We start from the raw sequence: 24,669 nt of genomic DNA on the forward strand, positions 1-24,669 counted from the left end.
TGAGTCCAACACATAGTTTTCATCACGATCGATCGTCTGACACGATTGATCCATGGAGCTTCAGCAGCTGCGGTACGTCCTCGCCGTCGCCGAGACCAGCAACTTCACCCGCGCCGCCGAGCGCTGCCGGGTCGTGCAGTCGGCGCTCAGCCACCAGATCGCCGCCCTGGAGCGGGAGCTGGGGGCCCGGCTGTTCGAGCGCACCAGCCGCCGGGTGCGGCTGACCACGGCCGGGGAGGCGTTCCTGCCCGCGGCCCGCGACTGCCTGGAAGCCGCCGACCGGGCGCGCACCGACGTCGCGGCGGTCAGCGGGGAGATCCGCGGGCGGCTCGCGGTCGGCTCGATCCCCACGGTCTCCGCCGTGGACCTGCCGGTCGTGCTGAAGGAGTTCCGCCGCCGGCACCCGCGGGTGCGCATCACGCTGGTCTCCGCCGGCAGCGAAGACCTGATCGAACGCGTCCGGCGGGGCGAGACGGACGTCGCCTTCCTCGGCCTGCCGACCCGCGCGGAGCCGAAGGCCGTCCAGAGCCGCCCGCTGGCCAGGGGCGAACTGGTCGCCGTCGTCGCGCCGGACCACCCACTCGCGGGTGGCGAGAGCGACCTGCGCGGCCTCGCCGACGAGCCGTTCATCGACTTCCGCGCCGGTCACGCCGGGCGCATCCAGTCGGACGTGGCGTTCGCGGCGGCCGGCGTCCACCGCGAGGTCGCCTTCGAGGTCACCTCCGCCGAGTTCATGGTCGACCTGGTCCGGCACGGCCTCGGCGTGGGCCTGCTCCCCGCCGCGTACGCCCCCCGCTTTCCGAACCTCGGCCTCGTCCGCCTCCGCGACGCGCCGGCCCGGGTGGAGCACCTGATCTGGGGCGCCCACCCGTCCGCGGCGGCCGCGGCGTTCCTCGGCCTGATCGGCCCGCCGGCCGACGGCGGCGGGAGCGGGGTCAGCCGCGCAGCAGCGGCTGGCCGGGGAGCTTGACCTTGGTCTTCATCAGGCTGGGCGCGCCGTTGCCGCCGATGTTGACGAAGTAGAGCGCCCTGCCGTCGAAGGCCAGGCTGGCCGGGCTGTCCAGCTTGTCGGCCAGCACCTCCACGCCGCCGCCGGTGCGCACGATGCTGAGGGTGTTGCCCGTGTAGCTCGGCACGTAGAGCTGTCCGCGCACGTCGAAGGCCACGCCGTCGGCGCCGGCCAGCTTGGCGTCCTTGACGTACACGGTCGGCACGCCGGCCTTGCCGCCCTTGCCGTACGGGACGCGGACGATCTGTCCTTCGTCGGACACGGCCACGTAGAACGCGCCCGAACGCCAGGCGATGCCGTTCGCCCCGGTGCCGTCCGAGCCGACGAACAGGGACGACTTGGCCCAGACCGCCGCCTTGCCGTCGGTCACGCGGTAGACGACGCTGTTCGTGGTGTCTGTGACGTAGAGCGCGCGGTCGGGGCCGAAGGCCAGGCCGTTGGCGAAGCCGATCGGCAGCGCGGCGTAGAGCTTGGCCTCGCCGTAGGGGGTGATCCGCCAGATGCCGTTGGTGGCGGCTGCACCGGAGTTGAGCGCGGCGTAGACGTTGCCCTGGCGGTCGGTGGCCAGGCCGTTCAGCTTGCCCTCACCGATGGGCAGGGCGGCCAGCAGGCTGTCGGTGCCGGTGGTGTCGACCTTCCTGATCTCGCCCTTGGTCAGCAGGCCGACGTAGATCGTGCCGTCCGGGGCGACGGTGACGCCCTCGGTGAGGTCGCCGTACGGCTGCACGACGATCGGGCGCAGCGCGGCGGCCTGGGCCGGCGTGGCGACCAGCGTCAGCAGCGCGGCGGTGGAGAGGAAGAGGGGGATGCGCTTCATGGCTGTGATCCTGTCGCCGCAAGATCGCCGTGACGTCACCGCCACTTCCGCGAATCATCATGTGATCGGCACGCCCTGCGAGCCTGCGGTGCTCTCCTGATGGTCGGTGAGGTCGCGCAGGCGCCGGATCGGCGAGGCCAGCAGCACCAGCGGCGCACAGACGGCCGCGACGACGAAGACGAACAGGGTGGCCCGCGCGCCGAGCAGCCCGGCGATCACCCCCGCGACCAGCCCGCCGACCGGGATCGCGCCCCAGGAGACGAAACGGACCGTGGCCATCACCCGGGACAGCAGCTCGGGCGGGCTGGCGAGCTGCCGGTACGTCCTGGTCAGCACGCTGAGCACCACGACGCCGCCGGCGAACACCACGTTGCCGACGGCGAACGCGGCGAAGCCCGGCCGGCCGTCGCCGAGCGGGATGACGAGCGCTCCGGCCACCGCGACGAAGCCCGAGCCGACCAGCGTACGGGCGGTGCCGAACCGGGCCGTGAGCCGGCTCGCCGACGCCGCGCCGACCAGCGTGCCGACGCCCTCCACCGCCAGCAGCAGGCCGACCAGACCGGGCTCGGCGTGCAGCTCGCGTACCAGGTAGAGCGCGTAGAGCGCGTGCTGCGCCCCGCAGACCGTGTTCACCGCGGTGGCGGCCCACATGCACGGACCCATGACCGGGTGACGCGCGACGAACCGCCAGCCCTCGCGGATCATCTCGCGCATGGGCGGCCGGCTGTCGGGGCTCTCGGGGCGGCGTTCGGGCAGGGTCCGCAGCAGCAGGGCCGAGACGAGGTAGCTGACCGCGTCCACGAGCAGGGTGGGCACCGCCCCGAGCAGCTGGACGACGACACCGCCGACCGACGGCCCGCCGAGCTGGGTGGTGGCGTGGGTGCCGGAGATCAGGCTGTTGCGGGACTGCAACTGCTCCTTGCTCACGATCGACGGCAGGAAGGTCGCGTTGGCGACGTCGAAGAGCACGTTCGCGAAGCTGATCACCAGGGCCACGATCACCAGCTGGGCGATGGTCAGCTCGTCCAGCCACCAGGCCAGCGGGATGGATGCGACCGCCGCGGCGCGCGCCAGGTCGGCGGCGACCTGCACCGTCCGCATCGGCAGCCGCTGCACGATCACCCCGGCGGGCAGGCCGATCACGATCCAGGCGACGTAACCGGCGGCGGCGATCAGGCCCATCTCGAACGCGGAGGCGTCGAGCACAGTCAGGGCCGTCAGCGGTAACGCCACCGCGCCGACCGCCGAGCCGGCCCCGCTGGTCGTGCCGGCCGCCCACCACCGCCAGAAGACGGCCGCGCCGCCTTTGCCGCCGAGCCCCATCCCGCACCTCCGCCTAGTAAGTTCCAAACTGGAACGCACTATACTGGAGTCCGTGAAGCGCGCCGATCTCCCCGACTCCGACTGCGGCATCGCGCAAGCGCTCGGCGTGATCGGCGACTGGTGGACGTTCCTGGTCGTGCGCGACATCGCGGGCGGCACCACCCGCTTCGACGGCCTGCAGCGCGAGCTCGGCGTCAGCCGCCGGGCCCTGGCCGAACGCCTGGCCAAGCTGGTCGAACACGGCGTGCTCGAACGCCGGCCCTACTCCACCCGCCCGCCGCGCCACGACTACGTGCTGACGGCGAAGGGCGAAGGTCTGCTGCCCGCGCTCATCGCCCTCCAGGACTGGGGCACCAGGCACGTGATGGGCGACGGCGCCCTGACCGCCACCAGCGAGACCGGCTCCGCCGAGAGCCGTCGCGTGCACGAGCTGGTCGGCCGGAAGATCCCCGACGTCCTGCTGGAACGCCATGACGGCGAGCCGGTCGCCCCCGGCGCGCCGGGCGTCTGGACGGTGCTCTACTTCTTCCCCGGCGCATTCGCCCCGGGCGCCCAGGACCACCCGCCCGGCTGGGCCGACATCCCCGGGGCGACGGGCTGCACCCTGGAGGCCCTCGCCTACGCGTCACGGTTCGCCGACTTCGAGGCGGCGGGCGCCACGATCCGCGGCGTGAGCACCCAGCGTCCCGACCAGCTGGCCGCGTTCGTCGCGCACACGAAACTGCCCTATCCCCTGCTGTCCGACCAGAACGACCGGCTCGCCGCCGGGCTGCTGCTGCCGACCTTCCGGACGGCCGGCGTCGACCGGTTCAAGCGCCTCACCCTGCTGGCCGACCCCGGCTCGGTCGTCCGGGCCGTGCAGTTCCCGATCAGCGATCCGGCCGGTTCGGTGGACGAGATGCTCGCCCTCGTCCGCGACCGCTGACCGGCGGCCTACGGCAGGATGGCACCATGCTGGAGATCGACTTCCTGACCGAACCCGACCGCGCCCGCTGGGAAGTGCTGGCCCGCGGGCAGGACGCCTACTTCGACACCGAACGCGACGACGACGCCTACGAACGGACCTGGCGACGCCTGATCGACGACGAGCAGACCCGCGGGATCACCGCCCGCCTGGACGGCGAGATGGTGGGCATCGCGCACTACCTGTTCCACGCCAGCGTCTGGTACGCCGGGCGGTGCTACATGGCGGACCTGTTCGTGGACGCCGGGTTCCGGCGGCGGGGCATCGCGACGGCGGTGATCGAGTGGGTGGCCCGCGACGCCGAGGCCCACGGCTACCCGAGCCTCTACTGGAACACCCTCGAAGACGCCCAGGCCCGCGCACTGTACGACAAGATCGGCAGGTTCCACGAGGGCCTCATCCTCTACACCTACCGGCGCGACGCCGCCCGGTAGGGGCCGTCAGAGGCCGCCGTACAGCGCCGCGATCTGGGCGGCCAGCTTCGTCAGCTCCTTCTGGACGGACTCCGGGCCCTCCACGACGACGAGGTCGCCCCAGCCCGCGAGCTGGCGGGCGATGTCCAGCGCGGTCGGCGCGGTGAGCCTGACGCGGACCCGGTCGCCGCGGGAGATCACCTCGCAGTGGCGGCCGAAGCGGTCGCGCAGCACGCGCAGGTAGCGGGCCTCGACGGTCGCGGTGGCCGTGGTCGTCGCGCGCCGGGCCTCCATCGCGGTGACGACCTCGTCCCAGGCCGCCGCGAGGTCGAAATCCGCCGGGCGTTCGGCCGGCTCCTCGGTGACCTCGGCGTCGGTGACCCGGTCGACGCGGAAGGTCCGCTGCCCGTCGGGGGTGCCGGCGATCAGGTACCAGGTGTCGTCCTTGTCGACGAGGCCGTACGGCGCGACGACGCGCTCCCGTCCGGAGTAGGTGAGGCGGACCTTCCGGCGCCGGACCACCGCGTCCTCCAGCAGGTTGACGAGCACGGGCCGGGTACGGCGGTGCTCGCCCCAGCGGGCCGGATCGACCACGACGGCGTCCGCCGCCGCCTCGGCCTCCTGCCGGAACGTCGACGGCAGGGCGCGGACCAGCTTGCGCAGCGCCGCCTTGGCCTCCGGCGCGATCGCCGCGGCCGGGCCGAGCAGCAGGAACAGCGCCCTGGCCTCGGAGGCCTTGAGCCCGGACAGGTCGGTGCGGGCGCCGCCGAGCAGGGCCCACCCGCCGCCGCGCCCGGCCTGCGGATAGACGGGGATGCCCGCCGCCGACAGGGCCTCCAGGTCACGGCGCGCGGTGGCGACCGAGACCTCCATCTCGGCGGCGACGTCCGCCGCCGTCACCCGTCCGCGCGCCTGCATCAGCAGCAGGACGGCCACCAGTCGATCCGCTCTCATGTCTTCGACGATGCCAGAAAAAGTGCTCATTCGATGAGCACTTTGCCTGGAAGCATCGATCTCACCAGCCACCACGCGAAAGGCCACAGGACATGCTCCGCGGACTCACCACCATCAGCTTCTACGCCCACGACGTCGCCGCCGCCCGCGACTGGTACGCCGACCTCCTCGACATCCCCGCCTACTTCCAGCGCCCCGAACAGGGCGACCCCGCCTACGTCGAGTTCCGCGTCGGCGACTACCAGCACGAACTCGGCATCATCGACGCCCGCTACGCCCCCCACGGCTGGAGCACCGAAGACGGCGGAGCCATCGCCTACTGGGCCGTCGACGACCTCGACGCCACCTGGAAGAAGCTGCTGGAGATGGGCGCCACCCCCTACGACCAGCCCACCGAACGCGGCCCCGGCTTCACCACCGCCTCCGTCCGCGACCCCTTCGGCAACATCCTCGGCATCATGATCAACCACCACTACCTGAACGTCCTCGCGAGCCGGAAGGGCTGACCACGATGACCGACGACGCCCTGATCCTGCACGACGCCGCCGCCTGGCAGTCCTGGCTCGCCGAGCACCACGGGACCGCCGCCGACGTCTGGCTGCTGATCGCCAAGAAGAACAGCGCCGCGACCACCGTCACCCTCGACGAGGCCCTGGACGAAGCGCTGTGCCACGGCTGGATCGACAGCCACCGCAGGGCCTTCGACAGCGACTACTACCTCCAGCGCTACTCGCCGCGCACCCGCCGGAGCCCCTGGTCCGCCATCAACGTCGCCAAGGCCGAGGCGCTGACGGCGGCCGGCCGGATGCGCCCGGCGGGCCACGCCGCGATCGAGAGCGCCAAGACCACCGGCCGGTGGCCCGCCTGACGCCTGCCCGCCCCGCGGGGACGCTCCGGCCCCTCATGACGTGCGCCTTTCACGGGGCTCGGAGCCGTGTCAGAACGATGTCAGGGCCGTGTCGGGTCGCCCGTCCACGATTGCCGGCATGGACACAGCAACGCGGCCCCCGGCCGGCGCCCACCCGACAGGCTTCGTCGCGAAGCTCCTCGCGGACCGTCACTCCGTCCCGCTCTCCATCGCCCTGCACCTGGTGCCCGGCGCGGCCATCGTCGCCGTGTACGCGTTCGTCGCCGCCCCGCTGGTGCGGGCGATGGACGCGCCGATCTTCGCGGCCTGGGCCATGGCCCTCGCGATCGTGCTCTTCCCGCTCCAGCTGTTCCTGCTGTGGCTGGGCAGGAAGCAGACCGGCCGCTTCACGCTGGAGGGCGTCGTCCGCTACCGCGGCAAGCCGCTCACGCGCCGCAAGGTCATGTGGCTCGGGGGCGCGTGCCTGGTGTGGATGACCGTCGTCTCGCTCGCGCTGACCCCGCTGGACAACCTCGTCTACGACTGGTTCTTCACCTGGGTGGACTACCAGGGCGCCGGCCCCGACGGCACCACCTACCTCCAGGGCTACCCCCAGGCGGTCGTGCTCACCACGCTGATCGTCTGCGGGCCGTTCACCGGCTTCACCCTGCCGCTGATCGAGGAGTACTACTTCCGCGGCTTCCTGCTGCCCCGCCTGCCGCAGCTCGGCAAGTGGGCCCCGATCTTCAACACCCTCCTGTTCTCCGTGTACCACTTCTGGGCCCCCTGGACGGTCCTGTCGAAGCTCGTCTTCCTCTACCCCGGCGTCTGGCTGGTCTGGAAAAAGCAGGACATCCGCATCTCGATCACCATGCACCCCGGCACGACGCTCCTGATGACCGTCGTCGGCATCGTCGCCCTCGCCTCCGGCGCGGCCGCGGTGTGAGAGGCCCCTTCCCTGGAACGACGACGGCCACGACCCCGCACAACGCTGCGGGGCCGTGGCCGGACGATTTCCCCTACCGGATGAACACGCTGGTGCCGAACACCTCCTGGCCGTCGTTCGGCGGCACCGTCCCGGTCACCGGTCCCTCGCAGCCCGGCCGGAGGAACACGATGGCCACCTCGTTGGTCCGGTTGTAGACGAAGGGGTTCGCGCTGTCGGAGCTGTAGCAGCCGCTGGGGTCGTCGTACTGCGCCCGGTTGATGTAGAGGGTGCCGGTCGCGGCCGAGGCGGGGGCCGCCAGGCTCAGGACGAGTGCGGCGGCGGAGGCGAGGCCGGTCAGGCTGGTCGTGGTACGGAGCATGAGCGCGTTCCTGTCCCTTGAGGTACGGCGCCGTGGCGCCGGCGTCCTCGCCATCATTCACGCAGAGCAGTTTCATTACTACTGTCCGTGACGACAGTGATCGGTGGCGCTCGACGAACGGCTACTCGGGACGCAGCAGCTCCTCGCGCCTGGTCAGCAGCCGCGACTGCTCGGCCAGCAACTGGCCGCGCCGCCCCCTCAGGTGCGCCCTGGTCTCGCGCACCCACTGCGCCAGTCTCCGCACCTCGGCCCTGGTCTTCTCGATGCGCTGATGCTTGAGCACGTCGCTGATGACGTTGTCGAAGAAGGCGTCCACGAACCATCGCGTGTCCACCTTGGGCATCACCGGCCGGGCCGCGATGCCGGTGTCGGCCAGCTCGCGGGAGAAGACGTCCAGAGCCCGCTGAGCGTGCCAGGCGGCCTTGTCGGCGCTGGTCAGCCGGTCGTGCTCGAAGGCGTCGGCGATCAGGCCGCCGCCGAACACGTCGAAGGTGGAGGCCGTCCTGGCGGAGTCGAGCAGGCGCAGCACGACGGCCAGCGCGTCGTGCGCGCCCTGCCCCGCCTGGTGGGCCTCGTCGCACTCGCGCACCTCGGCGCTCAGCCGGTCGAGCGCGGCGCCGAGATCGGCCAGCTCCCGCGCCCGCGGATCGCCGCTGCGGACGAGCTGCTGCTCCTTCTCGGCCAGCAGCCGCGCGTACTCGCGGGAGGCGGGGTCGAGCACCGCCAGCTCGGCGTCGGCCGCCGCGACGTCGGCTTCGAGCTGCGCGAGCCGGGCGCGGTGACCGTCCACGCGTTCCCTGGCCACCACCACCTCGGCGCGCTCGCGCGCCAGCCGTTCCTCCCGGTTGCCCACCATGCGGGCCAGCACGGCGGACAGCCCGCCCTCCAGCCGGGCGACGTCGCGCTCCTCGCCGGCCAGCTCGGACTCCAGACCCTTCAGGGTCTCGCGGACCTCCGCGAGCTGCTGCGCGGCGTTCCTGCGCAGACGCCGGACGTGTTCGGCGCGGTGCATCCTGGCCGACGCCTCGCGCAGCCGTTCGTCAAGTTCCGGGGAGAGGCTCACGCAATGACGACGAACGGCCCGGACCAGACGTTCCTCAGACCGTGCGGAGAGTGCTCGTTCGATGAGCACTTCGCCTGGAAGCATCGATCTCATCAGCTACCTGAACGTCCTCGCCGGCCGCACCGCCTGAGGCCGGCTTGACCTTGACGTGGCGTCAAACTGTTCAATGAGGGCATGCGGATCGGCGAGCTGGCCGCGCTGGTCGGGGTTTCCACCCGTACCGTGCGCTACTACCACCACCTGGGAATACTGCCCGAGCCCGAACGTCTTCCCAACGGCTACCGCGAATACCGGCTGCGCGACGCCGTACGGCTGGCGCGGGTGCGGCACCTTGCCGGGCTCGGGTTGTCGCTGGAGGAGTTGCGCGACGCGCTGGCCGACGACCGGGGCGTGGACTTCCGGGAGGCGTTGCAGGAGCTGGACGCCGACCTGGCCAGGCAGCAGGAGGCCATCGCGGCGCGGCGGGCCCGGCTGGCGGCGTTGCTCGCGCAGCCCGGCCTGAGCCCGGATTCGATGATGTCCCCCGACGCGGCGGCCGTGCTGCGGGACCTGGGCGGCGGCGGGTCGGCCTTCGGGGCGTTCGACCACGAGCTGCTGACCCTGGCCGCCGTCCTGTCCGACGAGGAGGGCCAGGCGGGGCTGGCCGAGCTGATGCGCCCGATGACCGAGCCGGGCGCGCTCGCCGCCGGGCAGGAGCTGTACCGGCGGCTGGACGAGCTGGCGGACGCGCCGGCCGGGGACGACCGGATCGGGCCGCTCGCCGCGGACCTGGCCGCCCACATCCCGGACGAGCTGGCCGCGATGGTGCCCGCCGGCCCAGGGGCCGACCTGTCCTGGATGGAGACGATGATCGGGGAGTTGTCGCCCGCGCAGGCGGAGGTCCTCCGGCTGCTGTTCGCCGAACTCACGGAGACCGACGCCAAGGAGATGACGTGATGACGGGCGTGGTGCGCGCGGTGCTCAGGTTCGAGCTGGCGGGGCTGACCAGCGTGGCCCTGTGGACGGCCGGACGGCGGCACGGCGTCCCGGCGGGGGCGACCGCCGTGTCGTACGCCAAGGAGCAGGCGTTCACCCTGGGCCTGTTCGCGTTCGCGATGGTCGTCGAGACGGCGGTCGTGGACCTGCTGCTGGTGGCGAACGGCGTGCCGGCGGCGATCCGCGTGCCGGTGCTGGTCGGCGACCTGTACAGCCTGCTGTTCGTGGTCTTCATGGCCGCCGCCTCCGTCACCAGGCCCCACGTGGTCACCGAGGACGAGCTGCGCGTCCGGTACGCCGCCTACTTCGACCTCCGCGTGCCGCGCGCCCTCATCGCCTCCGTCCGGACCGCCCAGAACTACAACGAGGCCCGGCTGATCAGCGTGGACGGCGGGCGGCTCGGCGTCGCGGTCGCCTCCAGGACGAACGTGACGGTGGAGCTGACCGAGCCGGTCGTCGCGGTGCGGCCGCTCGGGAAGCGGGCCGAGGTCACCTCGATCCGCTTCTTCGCCGACGACCCCGCCGCCGCGGTCGCCGCCCTGCGCTCCCCGAGCCGTACCCGCTGAAGGATCCCGGGCGGGCGGCGACCCGCCCGGGATCGCCTGCTCAGCGTGCCGACTGCGAAGAGAGCGCGGTCTTCGCGGCGGCGGCGGTCCGCGGCGGGATGCCGTTCAGGTTGAAGGCGAACCTGGCCGTGGAGTCGGCCACCGCGTCGGCGTCCACGTCGAGGGCGGTCGCGTTGATGTTGGCGATCGTGTCGCACGCCTGGTGGTAGCAGGAGTCGTAGGGCTGTCCCGCGACGCCGCCGAACAGCGCGGCCTCCTGAGCCGTCTTGACGCCCTCGGCGCCGGTGAAGATGCCGCCCGCGGGGATGCCGACCGCGATGAACGGACCGTAGTCGGAGCGTCCGTCGAAGTCGGTGCCCACGGTGGGCAGGTGGCGGGAGGCGTAGAAGTCGGCGAGCTGCCGCTCGATCTGCGCCGATCCGGGCGGACCGGCCGGCGAGCCCTGGCCGTCGGAGTCGTCGCCGTCGTACAGCTTGTACGCGTAGTTGGGCGAGGCGACCATGTCGAAGTTCAGGTAGACCCGGATCCGGTCGCGCTGCGCCTGGGACAGCTTCTCGACGTACTGGTCGGAGCCGAGCAGGCCGATCTCCTCGGCGGCCCAGAACGCGAAGCGCACCTTGTTCTTGACCGGGAAGTGCGCCATCTCCTCGGCCACTTCGAGGATGGTCGCGCTGCCCGAGCCGTTGTCGTTGATGCCGGGGCCGACGGTCACGCTGTCGAGGTGACCGCCGACCATGACGACGTTGCGCGGGTCGCCGAACCGGGACTCGGCGATCACGTTGTCGTTGGCGCCCAGGACGAGGTTGGCGTCGACCTTGAGCCGCACGGTCGGCGAGCCGGTGGCCAGCTCGTTGCCGACGGCGAAGTCGGCGAAGACCATGGGCACGTTCGCCCGCCACTCGCCGATGTCCAGCGGGAACGCGTCGGTCCGGCCCGGCTGGCCCTCGTTGAACACGATGATCCCGGACGCGCCGGCCCGGCCCGCGTTGCGGATCTTCTGGGCGAACGCGCAGGTGCCGCGCTGGATGAGCGCGATGCGCCCGGCGACGAACCCGGCGAAGTCCGACTCCTCGCAGCCGCTGGTCGAGGTGGGCGTCGGGGTCGGGGGCAGGATCAGGTCCACGCCCTGGACCTGCGCGGTCACGTCCCCGGCGGGGGACGGCTGGAAGGAGTAGAAGTCCTCGTTCGGCACGTACGACTTGGCGTCCGGCGCAGTGCGGTTGAGCGTGGGCGGGCTGTTCTCGGTCCAGCTCTCGACGAAGTTGATCGGCTGGAGGGTGACCTTGTAACCGGCCTTGCGCAGCTTGCCCGCCACGTAGTCGCGGGAGGCGTTGTAGCCGGGTGTGCCGGCGGCGCGGGTGCCGCCGTTGGCGTTGGCGATGGATTGGAGTGCTTCCAGGTGCTTCTGCACGTTCTCGCCCTTGACCTGCTTCACCAGCAGCTTGGCGAAGACGTCGTCGAGCGGGCCCGCGCTCGCCGGGACCGCCATGGCGACGGGTAAGGCGAGAGCGGCGACCAAAGCGATGATGATTCTGCGCATGCAGGCTCCCCTAGGAGTGAGATGCGGAGAAATCCCCCGAGCCGCAATGATTCGCAAGGTAGCCCGTCGAAGCAGCCCTGAGAAGGTCTACCGGCCTACGCCAGTGCGTCAATATCCGGACACTACGGTGACTCGGCCCGCCGGGCGCGGGCGCGACGCTTGCCCTCGTGCATCGCCTGGACGCGGGCCACCGGGATCGTGTGCCCCTCCGCGACCAGGTCGGCGGGCAGCTCGCGCGGCTCCGGCATGAGCTCGGCCCACGGGTCGCGCCCGCCGAGCAGCCCGGCCGCGTTGTGGATGGTGAAGTCGGCGGGCACGACCTGGTCGAGTTCGTCCCAGGGGACGGGGAACGAGACCGGCACGCCCGGCCGCACCCGCGGGCTGTAGGCCGACACGACCGTCGCGCCGCCGGCCCTGGTGGAGTCGATGAACACCTTGCCCGCCCGGTCCTCCCTGATGAAGGCCGTCGTGGCCAGCGCCGGGTCGAGCCGCTCGGCGCGGGCGGCCAGGGCCCGGGTGGCCGCGGCCAGGTCGTCCATGGCGGTGCCGGGCGGGACGGGGACGAACACGTGCACGCCCTTGGCGCCGCTGGTCTTGACCGCGCCCGCCAGCCCGGCGTCGCCGAGCGCCTGGCGGACGAGGTGGGCGGCTCGTACGGCGAGCGGGAAGGAGTCGTCGCCCTCGGGCGGGTCGAGGTCGAGGATCATGTGCGTGGGCCGGCCGTCCAGGAACAGCGCCGGGTGGTACTCCACGGCCCGCTGGTTGGCGAACCAGAGCAGCGTGCGCCGGTCGTCGCACAGCGCGTACGACACCTCCCTGCGGGACGCCTCGGCCCACACGGTGACGGTCCTGATCCAGGAGGGGGCGTATTTGGGCAGGTTCTTCTGCATGAAGGGTTCCTGGCCCGGCCGTACCCGCAGCACCGACAGCGCGCGCCCGCGCAGCGCCGGGACGATGCGGTCGGCGACCGCGTCGAGGTAGTCGACCAGGTCGCGCTTGGTGGCGCCCGACCCGTCGAACAGCGGCTGGTCGAGGTTGGTCAGGGCGACGTCATCGGCGGTCACCCGCTCCACGATGCCCACTGGCCCGTGCCCGGGTCAACCACGGCCGGACCGGGCGAGTTCCCGCGCGGAGCCGATCTCCTCCCGCAGCCGGGCGACCACGCGACCGGTGTCCGAGTCCGGGTCGGCCGTGTACATGACGATCACCAGGTCGGGCTGGCCGGGCACGGCGAGGGTCTCGTACCCGAACTCCAGCTCGCCCAGCTCGGGGTGGCGCAGCCGCTTGGTCCCGTACGTCTTCTCGGCGACCCCGTGCTCGGCCCACAGGCGGACGAAGTCGGGGTCGGCCGACAGCTCGGCGACCAGCTCGGCCAGCAGCGGGTCCTCCGGGTGGCGGCCGGCGTACAGCCGCAGGTACGCGACCGTGTCGGCGGCCACCTCGGCCCAGTCGGGGTAGAGGGTGCGCGTGTGCGGCGCCAGGAACACCTGGAGGAGTTGGTTGCGCCGGCCGTCCGGGACGCCGGCGAAGCCGCTGACGCGGTCGGCCAGCGCGTTCCAGGCCAGCACGTCCATCCGGGGCCCGAGGACGAAGGCGGGCATGCCGTCGGCCAGGTCGAGCAGCCGGCTCAGGCCGGGCCGCAGCACGGGCCGGCTCACGTGCCTGGCCGGGCGGAGCAGGTCGCGCAGGTGGGCTCGTTCGGTGTCGTCCATGCGCAGGACCCGGGCGACGGCGTCGAGCACGGCGTCGGAGACGTTCTGGACGCGTTCCTGCTCCAGGCGGATGTAGTAGTCGACGCTCACGCCCGCGAGCAGCGCGACCTCCTCGCGCCGCAGGCCGCTGACCCGCCGCCGCCCCGACGCGGGCAGCCCGGCGTCCGCCGGATGGATCCGGGCCCGACGAGAACGGAGAAACTGCCCCAAATCACCTTCCACCGCTTCAGGGTAGTACTGGCTTTACCAGGAAAAGCCGTGCGCTGGGTAAGTCCGTCCGGCTCGGCCAGGGTGAGAGGCATGACGAACTACGAGAACCTCTCGGGCCGCATCGCCGTCGTGACCGGAGCCGCCAGCGGCATGGGCGAGGCCACGGCCCGCCTGCTGGCCGCCAACGGCGCCAAGGTGGCCCTGCTCGCCCGCCGCGCCGACCGGCTCGCCGAGCTGGCCGCCAAGATCGACGCCGACGGCGGCACCGCGCTGCCCGTCACTGTGGACGTCACCGGCGACGCGAGCGTGGCCGCCGCCGTGGAGGCCGTCCACACCGGGCTGGGCCGGGCCGACCTGGTCGTCAACGCGGCCGGCGTGATGCTGCCCAACCCCGTCCAGGACGTCCGCCTCGACGAGTGGGCGCGCATGCTGGACACCAACGTCGCCGGCGTGCTCCGCGTCACCGGCGCCTTCGCGGCCGACCTGCTGGCCGCCGCCGACGCCGGACGGACGGCCGACCTGGTGAACATCTCCTCGATCGGCGCGCACGTCACGTTCCCCAACTACGCGGTCTACGGCGCGACCAAGGCCGCGCTGAGCCACCTGTCGGCCTCGCTGCGCCCGGAGTTCGGCCCGCGGGGCGTGCGCGTGACCAACCTCGAACCCGGCCTGACCGCGACCGAGCTCGGCGACCACATCGACAACGCCGAGCTGGGCGCGCAGCTCGCCGGCATGTTCGAGGCGTTCACCCCGCTGACCGCCGACGAGATCGCCGACCTGATCGGCTACACGGTCAGCCGCGCCCGGCACGTCAACCTGCGCCAGGTGGTCGTGCTGCCGACCGCCCAGGCGTAGGCGGGAAGCCCGCGCGCGTCCGGCGTGTTGACGCCTGCATGGACGATCGTTTCGCGGATCAGCGCGTGATCAGGCAGCTGCTGCACGAAGCCGGGACGTGGGTGTTCGTGGGGCTCGGCGACGACCCGCAGCGCACGGCCTACGACCAGGCCCAGCGCATCCAGGCGCGGGGCAAGAAGATCATCCCGGTCCATCCGGCGGGCCGGCCGGTCCTGGGCGAGCCGGGCTACACGTCGCTGGCCGAGGTGCCGGTCAAACCCGACGTGGTGGCGGTCTACCGGCGTTCGGAGTTCGCCGGCCAGGTCGTGGACGAGGCCATCGCGGCCGGCGCGAAAGCGGTGTGGCTGCCCATCGGCGTGATCGACGAGGCGGCCGCCCAGCGCGCCCTCGACGCCGGGCTCGACGTCGTCATGGACCGCTGCCCCGCGGTGGAGTGGGCGCTGCGCCGCAATCCCTGATCGCGAGGTACGGTGCGGTGAGGGAGGGCGGATCCATGGAAGACGACCACATCACCACGATCGGCACGTGCTTCGCGTGCAAGCGCACGTTCCCCTACACCACCGCGAACGTCACCATGATCACCATCGACCCGGAGACCGGCCTGCCTCCGGACCGGACAGTGCTCGGCACCCAGCGCGAGCCGACCCCGGAGGCCCTGGCCCGGTCGGCGCCCGAGCCCGTCTGCCCCGACTGCCTGACCAGGGCGCGCGAGTTCAAGGAGCGCATGAGCTCCCCCATGCCGTTCGAGCCCTGGCGCCGGCCCGGCCCCCACTGACCTCATCCGGCGAGGAGGTCAGCGGCGGCGCAGGGTGAGCACGAAGTACAACACCCCCGCCAGCAGCAGCGCGATGACCACGCCGATGTTGGCCGCCCCGAACGTGCTGTTCCGCAGCTCGTCGCTCATCAGGAACCCGACGACCGCCGCGATGTGCTCGTCCGCGGACGTGATCAGGCCGACGCCCACGACCGAGGCCACCACCAGGGAGACCAGCCCGGCCGGGTTGAGCGCGGGCGCGCCGGGGCGCAGCAGGCGCTCGTCGTAGGCGCGGCCGCCGTCCCGCAGCCGCCACATGTCCACCAGGAAGATCGCCACCCAGGCGGCCATCACCACGCCGATGATCGCCAGGAACGCCTGGAAGGTGCCGAAGAAGTTGTCGGACACGAACAGCAGGTAGTAGCCGCCGAGCACCATGAGCAGCCCGTCGATCAGCACCGCCAGGTGCCGCCTGACCGGCACGCCGAGCGCCAGCATCGACAACCCCGACGAGTAGATGTCCATGATCGCCCCGGCCAGGAAGCCGCCGATCGCGGTCAGCAGGTACGGCAGCAGGAACCAGGTCGGCAACGCCGCCGCCAGCGCGCCCACCGGGTCGCCGCCAGCCGCCTCGGCCAGCTTCGGGTCGCCGCCGGCCAGCAGCACGCCGAACACCAGCAGCACCATCGGCGGCAGCGCGCCGCCCAGCGTCGTCCACAGGGCCACCGACCTGGGCCGGGAGCCGGCGGGCAGGTAACGGGAGTAGTCGGCGCCGCAGTTGACCCAGCCGAGGCCGAGCAGGGTCATGGACAGGATGACGCCGCCCACCCAGCCGCCGGGGCCCGCCGTCGTCTCCAGCGAGCCGCCCAGCCTGGGCAGCATGAGGATCAGGTAGACGACGGTCAGCACGACGAACGCGTACGTCAGGTAACGCTGGACGACCATGATCATGGCGTGGCCGTACACGCCGACGGCGATCACGACCAGCGCCGCGACGGCGAAGCAGCCGGCGGTGGCGGTCGTCTCGGGGATCCCGGGCGCCACGCGGCGCAGGATGGCGGCGCCGCTCTGCGCGGAGAGCGTGACGAGCACGATCTCCCAGCCGACGTTCGACACGTACGACAACACCGCGGGCAGCTTGTTGCCCTGGTACCCGAAGGGCGCCCGGCCCAGCGTCATCGTCGGCACGCCGGACCGGCTGCCCGCGACGGCGACCAGGCCGACCAGCAGGAACGACAACGCGTACCCGACCGCGCCGGTCACGACGGCCGGGACGACGCCGAGGCCGAGCCCGACGACGTACACGCCGAACGCCACCCCGAACAGGGACAGGTTCGCCCCCGCCCAGGGCCAGAACAGGTCGGACGGTCTTCCGCGCCGCTCGCTGTCGGGGACGGCGTTGATGCCGTTCCGCTCCACGGCCATCGTGTCCATGATCACTTGCTCCTTCGCGGGGGCCCGGCAAAGAAATCATTGTCCGCCTAGGACGATATTTCCCAGCCTGTGGGGAATCATGATCGCTGCCGCTGTTCCGCAGAGAGGTCGCGATGCAGGCACCCGGTTCCGACACGCGCAGGCGGGCGCTGGGCGTGTGCCTGGTCGCGGCGTTCATGTCGGGCCTGGACGTGAGCATCGTCAACGTGGCCCTGCCCTCCATCCGCGCGGGCCTGCACGCCTCGGACGACGGCCTGCAGTGGACGCTGTCCGGCTACGCGCTCACGTTCGGCCTGCTGCTGGTCCCGGCCGGGCGGCTGGGCGACGCCAGGAGCCGCAGGGCGCTGTTCATGTGGGGCGTGGCGCTGTTCACGGCGGCCAGCGCGGCCTGCGGCTTCGCCTGGAGCATGCCGGTGCTGATCGCGGCCCGGCTCGTGCAGGGCATGGCGGCCGGGACGCTGAACCCGCAGGTGTCCGGCCTGATCCAGCAGATGTTCCTGGGCCACGAACGCGGCCGGGCCTTCGGCGCGCTCGGCGCGACCATCGGCGTGTCCACCGCCGCCGGGCCGCTGATCGGCGGCGCGCTGGTCACCGGCTTCGGGGCGGCGCAGGGCTGGCGGTGGGTGTTCCTGGTGAACCTGCCCATCGGGATCGCGCTGCTGCCACTGGCCTGGAAGTGGCTGCCCGCGCCCGCCGCCGGGCCGGTGCGCACCGGGCGGCGGGAGAGCATGGACCCGGTCGGCGTGCTGCTGCTCGGCGTGGGCGTGGCGACGCTGCTGCTGCCGTTCATCCAGCAGCACCAGTGGAAGGGCGAGGCCAAGTGGCTGCTGGTGCCGGCCGCGCTGCTCGTGCTGGCCGGGTTCGTGCTCTGGGAACGGCTGTACCACCGGGAACCGCTGGTGGACCTGTCGCTGTTCGCCAGGCGCTCCTACAGCCTCGGGTCGGCCATCGCCCTGTTCTACTTCGCCGGGTTCACCGGGATCTTCTTCGCCTTCACCCTGTACCTGCAGAGCGGCGAGGGCTACAGCGCGCTGCTGGCCGGGTTGTCGATCACGCCGTTCGCGCTGGGGTCGGCCGGGTCGTCGGTGGTCGGCGGCAGGCTCGTCGGCCGGGCCGGCCGGAAGCTGGTCGCGGTGGGGCTCGGGACGGTGATCGCGGGCCTGCTGGCGACCATGGCGGCGACGCTGCTGGTGCCGGGGGCCGGCGTGGGCGCGGCGACCGCGCTGCCGCTGCTGGTCGCGGGCATCGGCAGCGGCCTGGTGATCTCGCCCAACCAGGCGATCACGTTGTCGGAGGTGCCTCCCGCGGGCGGCGGCAGCGCCGCCGGGGTGCTGCAGACCGGGCAGCGGCTCGGGTCGGCGATCGGCATCGCGGCGGCGGGCTCGGCGTTCTTCGGCTCCCTGCCGCAGGGCTGGCCGACGGCCTTCCGGCACGGCCTGTGGGTGGTGCTGGGGTTCGTGGTCCTGGCGCTGGCCGCCGCCCTCTACGACCTCCTCCGCTCCCGCGCCGCCCATTGACGGGGCCGCTGCCGGGCGGCTACAGGTCGGCGGGGTCGGGTTCGTCCTCGTCGCCGTACTCGGAGGGGGTGAGCGGGCCGCGCGTCGTCCTCGCCGGCTCGCGGTCGGGGACGCGGATCCGCCGGACCGGCTCGGGCTCCCCCGGCACCCGGACGGTGAGGCCGGGGGCGAGCAGCTCGACGTCGGCGTCCTCGGGGGCGCGCCGGGCCCGCCGGGACGCCGCCAGGGCCACGGCGAGCAGCAGCTCCGCGGCGCCCCCGCCGGGGAACACGATCTCCGCCGCGCCCCTGAGCTGGCCGGACGGCACCGGCAGGCCCAGCCATCCGGCGTACATGGCCGCGGACAGGCCCGCGTGCACGGCGATCGCCACCCCCACCACGGCCAGCCGCACCGGCGCCGGCGGGCGGCGCGGCGCGGGGTCGGGCCCGGCGACGACCCAGGCGAACAGGTAACCGGCCAGCAGGAGGTAGGCGTGCACCGGCGGCGCGGGGACGAGCCCGTACAGGGGCGTGCAGTACAGGGCCGCCAGGCCGCCGGCGCTGAGGGCCAGCGCCGTCCACGGGTTGGCCAGGAGGTGGACGGCGGGCCCGCGGAGCGCCAGGGCCAGGCGGCCGGCCCGCGCGGCCGGCAGCGAGCGCAGCAGCAGCGTCACCGGCGCCCCCAGGGCCAGGGCCAGGGGCGCCGGCACGCCGATCAGCAGGTGCTGCAGGACGTGGCCGCGGAAGTCGGTCGCGGCCAGCGCCGCGACGGGATCGGTGAGCGCCACGGTCACCAGCGCGCAGCCTCCGGCGAAGCTCGCGGTACGCCACCGGCTCCACGCCGTCCGCCCGGCCAGCACCACGTACGTCACCAGCACGACGAGCGCCGGCACGGCCCAGAACCCGCTCAGATGGTGATGATGCGGCACAGATCGATCACCTCGTCCATGTGTCGCCGCAGCCGCCCGCCGAGGTCCGGCGGCATGCCCGTGGCGCCTCCCACGTGATCCACTATTCGAGCGGGACGCCCGGCCGCCCCGGCGGGACACCCCTCTTTGCGGGCCGCTTGCCGAATCTCGATCCGGCGTTTTCCCCGTTCAGGTCTCCATGGGTAGGTCTCAGGGGATGGCGAAAAGGCTCTTTCCCCGCTCGATCCGCGGGCGCCTGACCACGCTCGCGACATTGGTGGCGGCAGTGGTCCTGGCCGTCACGGGCGCGCTCGCCCTCACCCTCGGGCCGGACAACCTGCACGGGCTGGTGGAGACCCGGGTGGAGCTGGCCGTCCGCAGGGTGGCCAGCGAGGCCCGCGCCGGGCAGCTGCCCGCGACGCTGGAGGCCCCGGCCCGGGTGCAGCTCCTGCAGGTGGTCGACGCCGACGGACGCGTGCTGGCCACCAGCCCCGGCCTGCACCACGGCCAGCGGCTGTCCGGCATGCGGGTGGACAAGCCGGAGACCCTCTACAGCGCCGAGAGCACGCTCACCGGCCTCAGGGACGAGAAGGAGGCCCAGTACCTGATCATGGCGATGAAGGTGCGCACCCCCGACGGCCGGCTCGTCACCGTGTACGGCGCCTCCTCCCTCAGCGACGTCAACCGGGCGCTGTCCTGGCTGAACGCCGTGGTGTTCCTCGGCACGCCCATCGCCCTGGTGATCGTCGCCGGCATCACCTGGGTCGTGGTCGCCTCCGCGCTGCGCCCGGTCGAGCGCATCCGCGCCGAGCTCGCCGAGATCACCGGCCGCGACCTGAGCCGGCGCGTGCCCGTCCCCGAGACCGGTGACGAGATCACCGACCTGGCCGCCACCACCAACGACACGCTCGACCGCCTCGAACGCTCGGCCGAGACCCAGCGCCGCTTCGTCGCCGACGCCTCCCACGAGCTGCGCAGCCCCATCTCCGCCCTGCGCACCCAGCTGGAGGTCGCCAACGCCTACCCCGACGAGACCGACTGGCCGGCCACCGGCGCCCGCGCCCTGGCCGCCGCCGAACGTCTCACCGGGATCATCGACGAGCTGCTCCTGCTGGCCCGCCTGGACGCCGGCGCCATCCCCGACCGCCGCGTCGTGGACATGTGCCGCCTGGCCGAGGAGCAGGTACGCCGCCGCGCCGGCGGCAAGATCCCCATCGTCGTGGACATGTGCGCCCACGCCCCCGTCCTCGGCTCGCCCGTCCAGCTCGACCGGCTGCTGACGAACCTGCTGGACAACGCCACCCGGCACGCCGCGCACCGGATCGACCTCAGGGTGTGGGTGGAGGGCGACCACGTCTGCGTCTCGGTCACCGACGACGGCGACGGCATCCCGCCCGCCGACCGCGAGCGCGTCTTCGAACGCTTCACCCGGCTGGAGGACGCCCGCCGGAAGGAGAAGGGCGGCAGCGGGCTGGGCCTGCCGCTGTCCCGCGAGATCTGCGCCTCGCACGGCGGCATGCTCAAGGTCGCCGACCACGAACCGGGCGCCCGTCTGGTGGCCAGCCTGCCGCTGTACCGCGAGCAGGAACCATCCGCCGACTCGCCGCACCGGAACTGAGACCGGCCGTACGCAGCCGGAGGTCCCGCACGGCGGGACCCCCGGCCCTGGATCACTTGATCATCTTGATGCGGTCGGCCGCCGACGGGCTGATCGGCGAGTGCGCGGTCAGGTACGCCGTGAACGCGTCGAGGTCGACCGGCCCGCTCCACGTGTCCGTGCTCTGCGTGAACACCGAGAAGCCGTCACCGCCGCCCATCAGGAAGTTGTTCGCGGCGATCTTGATCGACTGCGTGTCCGTGACGGGGGCGCCGTTGAGCTTGACGTCCGACACGCGCGACCCCACCGGCTTGGTGGTGTCGAAGGTGTAGGTCAGCGACGACGACACCTGGAGCAGCCGGTGGTTGATCGCGCCCGTCGTCGGGTTGGGCGTCCAGACCTGCTGCTCCAGCAGCGCCTTGAGCTGCGCGCCGGTGTACGTGCGCACCTGCACGATGTTGCTGAACGGCTGGACGGCGAACGCCTCGCCGTAGGTGACGACGCCGTCGCCCTCGGCCCCCGACTGCGCGTACGTCAGCGAGGTGCGGATGCCGCCCGGGTTCATCAGCGCGATCTCCGCGCCCGCCGGCTTGGCCGCCTCCAGCTGGGAGTCGGCGATGAGGTCGCCGAGCGGCGTCTCCGGCCGGGTGGTCGCGGCCGAGGTGTTGGTGACGACGTTGCTGATGTCACCGGTGATCGTGCCGATCCTGCGGTTGGCCACCTCGGCGCTGCGCGTCCGCCATGTCTGGATCTGCGCCTCGACCTGCGGGTCCGGGGTGACCGTACGGGCGACGACCTTGTTGTCCGCGGTGACCGAGGAGCGGACCACGTCCCGGGTGCGCTTGTCGACCTTCAGGTCGATCTGGGTCAGCACGCGGCCGAACGACGAGCCCTGCGTGTAGTAACGGTCCTGGCCCGCCGGGTCCTTGGTCTTGCAGATGTAGGCCTGGTGCGAGTGGCCGCTGATGACCAGGTCGATCTGCGGATTCAGCTCCCTGGCGATGCGCGAGCCGGCGTTGGCGGTGTTCGCCGAGCACGCGTCCGGACTCTGGTTCGGGGTGGTCGAGTCGCCCTCGTGCATCAGGACGACCTGCGCCTTGACGCCCCTGCGCGCCAGGTAGGCCGAGGCCCGGTTCGCCGCGGCGACCTCCTCGGTGAACTGCAGGCCCTTGATGCCCTCGGCGGTGACGATGGTCGGTGTGGTCGCCGTCACCAGGCCGATGAAGCCCACCTGCACGCCGTTGATCTTCTTGACGTAGAACGGCGACAGGGCGTACTGGCCGGTGCCCTCCTTGAGGACGTTGGCCGCGAGGAAGTCGAAGTCCGTGCCCTTCCACTGGCCGGCGGGCGAGCAGCCGTCCACCGGGTGGCAGCCGCCGTTCATGAGGCGCTGCAGCTCGGCGTACCCCTCGTCGAACTCGTGGTTGCCGGCGGCCGTCGCGTTGAGTCCGAGCGAGCCGAGCACCTCCAGGGTGGGCTCGTCGTGGTAGGCGGCCGAGATCAGCGGGGACGCGCCGATCAGGTCGCCCGCCGCCACGAGCAGCGTGTTCTCGGTGCGCGCCTGCTTGACGTACGTCGCCAGGTACGACGCGCCGCCGGCGATCGAGTACTTGCCGCCGGGCAGCCCGGTCAGCGAGCCGTCGGCGTCGACGAGGGGGCCGTCCGGGTCGAGGATGCGGCTGGAGGAGCCCGACGGCGGTTCGAGGTTGCCGTGCAGGTCGTTGATGCTCAGCAGGCGGACCGGGACGGTCGGCCCGCCATGGCCGTTTCCGTGACCGGTTCCGTGACCGGCCGAGCCGCTGGTCGCGGCGACCGCGGGCGCCATGGCCAGGGCGATCCCGGCCGCGGTGGCGGCGCCGGCCGTGCACAGCCGGAGGAGGGTGCGTGACGTCATGAGAGGGACGTTACGACGTCTCCCTATGCAACGAATGTCGCAAAGGTAACGATTGACCGGGGCAGCCCATGGCATTGTTCGCCATTGGTACGCCTAGAGTTCCTTATGTGGGTGCACATGTGAAGATCTGCGAACGGCTCGACGACGACGAGGTCTCCCAGGTTCTCCGCATCGTCGAGGCGGCGACCGAGACGGACGGGGTCCGCCCGCTCAACGAGCACGTGATGCTCCATCTCCGGTACGGCGGCGACCCCCGCGCCCGCTCGCTGCTGCTGCACGCCGACGACGGCGCGCCCGCGGGCTACGCGCACGTCGACCCGACCGACGAGGTCGAGGGTCCGAGCGCGGAGCTGGTCATCCATCCCGCCTACCGGCGACAGGGCCACGGGACGCGGCTGCTGCGGGCCGTCCTGGAGCTGACCGGCGGCAGGGTGCGGCTGTGGGCGCACGGCGACCACGCCGGCGCCGGGGCGCTGGCGGCGTCGTTCGGCTTCGACCGGGTGCGCTCGTTGTGGCAGATGCGCCGCTCGCTGTTCGCCCCGCTGCCGCCCTACACGCTTCCCGAGGGCGTGGAGCTGCGCACGTTCGTCCCGGGTCAGGACGAGGAGGCGTGGCTCAAGGTGAACGCCGCCGCCTTCGCCCACCACCCGGAACAGGGCGCCTGGACGCTCGACGACCTGCACCGGCGCGAGCGCGAGCCCTGGTTCGACCCCGAGGGCTTCTTCCTGGCCGTACGCGGCGACCGGCTCGCCGGCTTCCACTGGACCAAGATCCACGGCTCGTCCGAGCACGGCCACGAGCCGCTCGGCGAGGTCTACGTCGTGGGCGTCGACCCCTCCCAGCAGGGCACCGGCCTGGGCCGGGCGCTCACCCTGGCCGGTCTGACCCACCTGCGCTCGCGCGGCCTCGCCCACGCGATGCTCTACGTGGACGAGGCCAACACGGCCGCGATCAGGCTGTACGAGTCCCTGGGCTTCGCCCGCTGGGACGTGGACGTGATGTACGCCGCCGGATAGCCCCCGGCGCCCTACTCCACCATCAGGTGCAGGACGCCGTAGGCCAGCGCCGCCACGAGGGCCGCCGCCGGGATGGTGAGCACCCAGGCGGTCACGATGTTGCCGGCCACGCCCCACCGCACGGCGCTCAGCCGCTTGGTCGCGCCGACGCCCATGATCGCCGTGGTGATGGTGTGGGTGGTGGAGATCGGCGCGCCGAACCCGATCGCGGCTCCGTACAGGACGGTGGCCGCGGCCGACTCGGCGGCGAACCCCTGGGGCGGGTCGAGCGCGATGATGCGCCGGCCGAGCGTGCGCATGATGCGCCACCCGCCGGCGTACGTGCCGAGCGAGATCGCACCGGCGGCGCTCAGGATGACCCACTGCGGGATCCCCTCGCCGGGGCTGGCGTACCCGCCGACCGTGAGCGCCAGGAAGATGACGCCCATCGTCTTCTGCGCGTCCTGCAGGCCGTGCCCGAGCGCCATGGCGGCGGCCGAGACGGTCTGCGCGTAGCGGAAGCCGCGGTTGGTCCTGCCCGGCTGGCTGTTGCGGAAGATCCAGTAAATTGCGATCATGATCAACGCGGCCAGGCTGAACCCGATCAGCGGCGACAGGATCATCGGGATGACGACCTTGTCGACGACGCCGTCCCAGTGCACCACGCTGGCCGAGGCCAGCGCGGAGCCCACCAGGCCGCCGATGAGCGCGTGACTGGAGGAGGAGGGCAGCCCGAAGTACCAGGTGATCAGGTTCCAGACGATCGCGCCGATGAGCGCCGCGGCCACGACGACCAGGCCGTGCGGACCGTTGGGAGCGTCGATGATCCCTTTTCCGACGGTCTGGGCCACCTGAGTGCCCAGGTGGGCGCCGATGAAGTTCATCGCCGCCGCCATGAACAGCGCGGCCCTGGGAGTGAGCGCCCGGGTCGAGACGGAGGTCGCGATGGCGTTCGCCGCGTCGTGGAACCCGTTGGTGTAGTCGAAGGCCAGGGAGATGACGACCACGCCGATGACGAGGGCGAGCGTGAGGTCCAC

The 24,669-nt window shown here is 72.3% G+C and carries 26 protein-coding genes; 14 read left to right on the forward strand and 12 right to left on the reverse strand.

All coding sequences use genetic code 11. The features are described 5' to 3' along the window. The first annotated feature begins 52 nt into the window (after positions 1–52). Complete coding sequence (locus AB0J76_RS00770; protein ID WP_352319803.1) at positions 53–970, forward strand: LysR substrate-binding domain-containing protein; 918 nt, start codon at positions 53–55, stop codon at positions 968–970. Here AB0J76_RS00770 and AB0J76_RS00775 read toward each other — a convergent pair. Next, complete coding sequence (locus AB0J76_RS00775; protein WP_352319805.1) at positions 936–1,826, reverse strand: hypothetical protein; 891 nt, start codon at positions 1,824–1,826, stop codon at positions 936–938. The genes AB0J76_RS00770 and AB0J76_RS00775 overlap by 35 nt on opposite strands. Before the next feature lie 57 nt (positions 1,827–1,883). Next, entirely contained in the window at positions 1,884–3,149 is a 1,266-nt protein-coding gene (locus AB0J76_RS00780) for an MFS transporter (protein ID WP_352319807.1), read from the reverse strand. 52 nt (positions 3,150–3,201) lie between these two features. Here AB0J76_RS00780 and AB0J76_RS00785 point away from each other — a divergent pair, with 52 nt between their 5' ends. Next, on the forward strand, positions 3,202–4,074 hold the full coding sequence (locus tag AB0J76_RS00785; RefSeq protein WP_352319809.1) for a winged helix-turn-helix transcriptional regulator: 873 nt from the start codon (positions 3,202–3,204) through the stop codon (positions 4,072–4,074). Positions 4,075–4,100: 26 nt separating this feature from the next. Continuing rightward, the gene (locus tag AB0J76_RS00790) at positions 4,101–4,547 is read left to right on the forward strand and encodes a GNAT family N-acetyltransferase (RefSeq protein WP_352319811.1); all 447 of its coding nucleotides are present in this window, start codon (positions 4,101–4,103) and stop codon (positions 4,545–4,547) included. Positions 4,548–4,553: 6 nt separating this feature from the next. Here AB0J76_RS00790 and AB0J76_RS00795 read toward each other — a convergent pair whose 3' ends face one another. Beyond that, positions 4,554–5,480 (reverse strand): WYL domain-containing protein, encoded by a 927-nt coding sequence (locus AB0J76_RS00795; protein ID WP_352319813.1) that lies wholly within the window; start codon positions 5,478–5,480, stop codon positions 4,554–4,556. Positions 5,481–5,572: 92 nt separating this feature from the next. On the opposite strand from AB0J76_RS00795, the gene AB0J76_RS00800 reads away from it, so the two are divergent. From AB0J76_RS00800 to AB0J76_RS00810, 3 genes are all read left to right on the forward strand, one after another. After that, on the forward strand, positions 5,573–5,986 hold the full coding sequence (locus AB0J76_RS00800; RefSeq protein ID WP_352319815.1) for a VOC family protein: 414 nt from the start codon (positions 5,573–5,575) through the stop codon (positions 5,984–5,986). Between the two features lie 5 nt (positions 5,987–5,991). Further along, positions 5,992–6,348 (forward strand): hypothetical protein, encoded by a 357-nt coding sequence (locus AB0J76_RS00805; RefSeq protein WP_352319816.1) that lies wholly within the window; start codon positions 5,992–5,994, stop codon positions 6,346–6,348. Between the two features lie 118 nt (positions 6,349–6,466). Then, positions 6,467–7,273 (forward strand): CPBP family intramembrane glutamic endopeptidase, encoded by an 807-nt coding sequence (locus tag AB0J76_RS00810; protein WP_352319818.1) that lies wholly within the window; start codon positions 6,467–6,469, stop codon positions 7,271–7,273. A 73-nt stretch (positions 7,274–7,346) separates the two neighbouring features. On the opposite strand, the gene AB0J76_RS00815 is transcribed toward AB0J76_RS00810, so the two are convergent. Both AB0J76_RS00815 and AB0J76_RS00820 read right to left on the reverse strand, forming a co-directional pair. Then, positions 7,347–7,634 (reverse strand): hypothetical protein, encoded by a 288-nt coding sequence (locus AB0J76_RS00815; protein WP_352319820.1) that lies wholly within the window; start codon positions 7,632–7,634, stop codon positions 7,347–7,349. Between the two features lie 121 nt (positions 7,635–7,755). Next, positions 7,756–8,697, reverse strand: a complete 942-nt coding sequence (locus AB0J76_RS00820; protein ID WP_352319822.1) for a hypothetical protein — start codon at positions 8,695–8,697, stop codon at positions 7,756–7,758. 174 nt (positions 8,698–8,871) lie between these two features. On the opposite strand from AB0J76_RS00820, the gene AB0J76_RS00825 reads away from it, so the two are divergent. Both AB0J76_RS00825 and AB0J76_RS00830 read left to right on the forward strand, forming a co-directional pair. Beyond that, positions 8,872–9,633 (forward strand): MerR family transcriptional regulator, encoded by a 762-nt coding sequence (locus AB0J76_RS00825; RefSeq protein WP_352319824.1) that lies wholly within the window; start codon positions 8,872–8,874, stop codon positions 9,631–9,633. Next, a complete protein-coding gene (locus AB0J76_RS00830; RefSeq protein WP_352319826.1) occupies positions 9,630–10,238 on the forward strand; it encodes a hypothetical protein in 609 nt (202 codons plus the stop codon). Before AB0J76_RS00825 ends, AB0J76_RS00830 begins: the two co-directional genes overlap by 4 nt. Before the next feature lie 40 nt (positions 10,239–10,278). Here the strand turns inward: AB0J76_RS00830 and AB0J76_RS00835 are convergent, their stop codons facing one another. The 3 genes from AB0J76_RS00835 to AB0J76_RS00845 all read right to left on the reverse strand — a co-directional run bounded on the left by AB0J76_RS00835 (position 10,279) and on the right by AB0J76_RS00845 (position 13,712). Beyond that, complete coding sequence (locus tag AB0J76_RS00835; protein WP_352319828.1) at positions 10,279–11,778, reverse strand: M28 family metallopeptidase; 1,500 nt, start codon at positions 11,776–11,778, stop codon at positions 10,279–10,281. Between the two features lie 122 nt (positions 11,779–11,900). Further along, positions 11,901–12,842, reverse strand: coding sequence for an ATP-dependent DNA ligase (locus AB0J76_RS00840; RefSeq protein ID WP_352319830.1), 942 nt, complete (start codon positions 12,840–12,842; stop codon positions 11,901–11,903). Between the two features lie 33 nt (positions 12,843–12,875). Beyond that, complete coding sequence (locus AB0J76_RS00845) at positions 12,876–13,712, reverse strand: helix-turn-helix transcriptional regulator (protein WP_352319832.1); 837 nt, start codon at positions 13,710–13,712, stop codon at positions 12,876–12,878. A 78-nt stretch (positions 13,713–13,790) separates the two neighbouring features. Between AB0J76_RS00845 and AB0J76_RS00850 the strand changes: the two genes are divergently transcribed. From AB0J76_RS00850 to AB0J76_RS00860, 3 genes are all read left to right on the forward strand, one after another. Further along, positions 13,791–14,555 (forward strand): SDR family oxidoreductase, encoded by a 765-nt coding sequence (locus AB0J76_RS00850; RefSeq protein WP_352319834.1) that lies wholly within the window; start codon positions 13,791–13,793, stop codon positions 14,553–14,555. A gap of 65 nt (positions 14,556–14,620) precedes the next feature. Then, positions 14,621–15,013 carry a CoA-binding protein gene (locus tag AB0J76_RS00855; RefSeq protein ID WP_352319836.1) on the forward strand — a complete coding sequence of 131 codons (393 nt, stop codon included), beginning with the start codon at positions 14,621–14,623 and terminating at the stop codon, positions 15,011–15,013. A 35-nt stretch (positions 15,014–15,048) separates the two neighbouring features. Further along, positions 15,049–15,330 carry a hypothetical protein gene (locus AB0J76_RS00860; protein WP_352319837.1) on the forward strand — a complete coding sequence of 94 codons (282 nt, stop codon included), beginning with the start codon at positions 15,049–15,051 and terminating at the stop codon, positions 15,328–15,330. 18 nt (positions 15,331–15,348) lie between these two features. On the opposite strand, the gene AB0J76_RS00865 is transcribed toward AB0J76_RS00860, so the two are convergent. After that, positions 15,349–16,743 carry a cytosine permease gene (locus AB0J76_RS00865; protein ID WP_352319839.1) on the reverse strand — a complete coding sequence of 465 codons (1,395 nt, stop codon included), beginning with the start codon at positions 16,741–16,743 and terminating at the stop codon, positions 15,349–15,351. A gap of 113 nt (positions 16,744–16,856) precedes the next feature. Here AB0J76_RS00865 and AB0J76_RS00870 point away from each other — a divergent pair, with 113 nt between their 5' ends. Beyond that, complete coding sequence (locus tag AB0J76_RS00870) at positions 16,857–18,260, forward strand: MFS transporter (protein WP_352319841.1); 1,404 nt, start codon at positions 16,857–16,859, stop codon at positions 18,258–18,260. 19 nt (positions 18,261–18,279) lie between these two features. On the opposite strand, the gene AB0J76_RS00875 is transcribed toward AB0J76_RS00870, so the two are convergent. Further along, a complete protein-coding gene (locus tag AB0J76_RS00875; protein ID WP_364388334.1) occupies positions 18,280–19,167 on the reverse strand; it encodes a cytochrome c oxidase assembly protein in 888 nt (295 codons plus the stop codon). Between the two features lie 256 nt (positions 19,168–19,423). Between AB0J76_RS00875 and AB0J76_RS00880 the strand changes: the two genes are divergently transcribed. After that, on the forward strand, positions 19,424–20,764 hold the full coding sequence (locus AB0J76_RS00880; RefSeq protein WP_352327961.1) for a HAMP domain-containing sensor histidine kinase: 1,341 nt from the start codon (positions 19,424–19,426) through the stop codon (positions 20,762–20,764). Between the two features lie 52 nt (positions 20,765–20,816). Here the strand turns inward: AB0J76_RS00880 and AB0J76_RS00885 are convergent, their stop codons facing one another. After that, on the reverse strand, positions 20,817–22,637 hold the full coding sequence (locus AB0J76_RS00885; RefSeq protein ID WP_352327960.1) for a bifunctional metallophosphatase/5'-nucleotidase: 1,821 nt from the start codon (positions 22,635–22,637) through the stop codon (positions 20,817–20,819). A gap of 119 nt (positions 22,638–22,756) precedes the next feature. Between AB0J76_RS00885 and mshD the strand changes: the two genes are divergently transcribed. Continuing rightward, positions 22,757–23,653, forward strand: a complete 897-nt coding sequence (gene mshD, locus AB0J76_RS00890) for a mycothiol synthase (RefSeq protein WP_352327963.1) — start codon at positions 22,757–22,759, stop codon at positions 23,651–23,653. An 11-nt stretch (positions 23,654–23,664) separates the two neighbouring features. Here the strand turns inward: mshD and AB0J76_RS00895 are convergent, their stop codons facing one another. Beyond that, complete coding sequence (locus tag AB0J76_RS00895) at positions 23,665–24,669, reverse strand: inorganic phosphate transporter (protein WP_352327959.1); 1,005 nt, start codon at positions 24,667–24,669, stop codon at positions 23,665–23,667.

The sequence above is a fragment of the Nonomuraea sp. NPDC049624 genome (genome assembly GCF_040675255.1).
Lineage (GTDB): Bacteria > Actinomycetota > Actinomycetes > Streptosporangiales > Streptosporangiaceae > Nonomuraea.

Bases quoted from the DNA above. Each gene is read 5' to 3' on its own strand.
- AB0J76_RS00770 (WP_352319803.1), top strand. From the start codon at position 53: ATGGAGCTTCAGCAGCTGCGGTACGTCCTCGCCGTCGCCGAGACCAGC.
- AB0J76_RS00775 (WP_352319805.1), bottom strand. From the start codon at position 1,826: ATGAAGCGCATCCCCCTCTTCCTCTCCACCGCCGCGCTGCTGACGCTG.
- AB0J76_RS00780 (WP_352319807.1), bottom strand. From the start codon at position 3,149: ATGGGGCTCGGCGGCAAAGGCGGCGCGGCCGTCTTCTGGCGGTGGTGG.
- AB0J76_RS00790 (WP_352319811.1), top strand. From the start codon at position 4,101: ATGCTGGAGATCGACTTCCTGACCGAACCCGACCGCGCCCGCTGGGAA.
- AB0J76_RS00795 (WP_352319813.1), bottom strand. From the start codon at position 5,480: ATGAGAGCGGATCGACTGGTGGCCGTCCTGCTGCTGATGCAGGCGCGC.
- AB0J76_RS00800 (WP_352319815.1), top strand. From the start codon at position 5,573: ATGCTCCGCGGACTCACCACCATCAGCTTCTACGCCCACGACGTCGCC.
- AB0J76_RS00805 (WP_352319816.1), top strand. From the start codon at position 5,992: ATGACCGACGACGCCCTGATCCTGCACGACGCCGCCGCCTGGCAGTCC.
- AB0J76_RS00810 (WP_352319818.1), top strand. From the start codon at position 6,467: ATGGACACAGCAACGCGGCCCCCGGCCGGCGCCCACCCGACAGGCTTC.
- AB0J76_RS00815 (WP_352319820.1), bottom strand. From the start codon at position 7,634: ATGCTCCGTACCACGACCAGCCTGACCGGCCTCGCCTCCGCCGCCGCA.
- AB0J76_RS00825 (WP_352319824.1), top strand. From the start codon at position 8,872: ATGCGGATCGGCGAGCTGGCCGCGCTGGTCGGGGTTTCCACCCGTACC.
- AB0J76_RS00835 (WP_352319828.1), bottom strand. From the start codon at position 11,778: ATGCGCAGAATCATCATCGCTTTGGTCGCCGCTCTCGCCTTACCCGTC.
- AB0J76_RS00850 (WP_352319834.1), top strand. From the start codon at position 13,791: ATGACGAACTACGAGAACCTCTCGGGCCGCATCGCCGTCGTGACCGGA.
- AB0J76_RS00860 (WP_352319837.1), top strand. From the start codon at position 15,049: ATGGAAGACGACCACATCACCACGATCGGCACGTGCTTCGCGTGCAAG.
- AB0J76_RS00865 (WP_352319839.1), bottom strand. From the start codon at position 16,743: ATGGACACGATGGCCGTGGAGCGGAACGGCATCAACGCCGTCCCCGAC.
- AB0J76_RS00870 (WP_352319841.1), top strand. From the start codon at position 16,857: ATGCAGGCACCCGGTTCCGACACGCGCAGGCGGGCGCTGGGCGTGTGC.
- AB0J76_RS00885 (WP_352327960.1), bottom strand. From the start codon at position 22,637: ATGACGTCACGCACCCTCCTCCGGCTGTGCACGGCCGGCGCCGCCACC.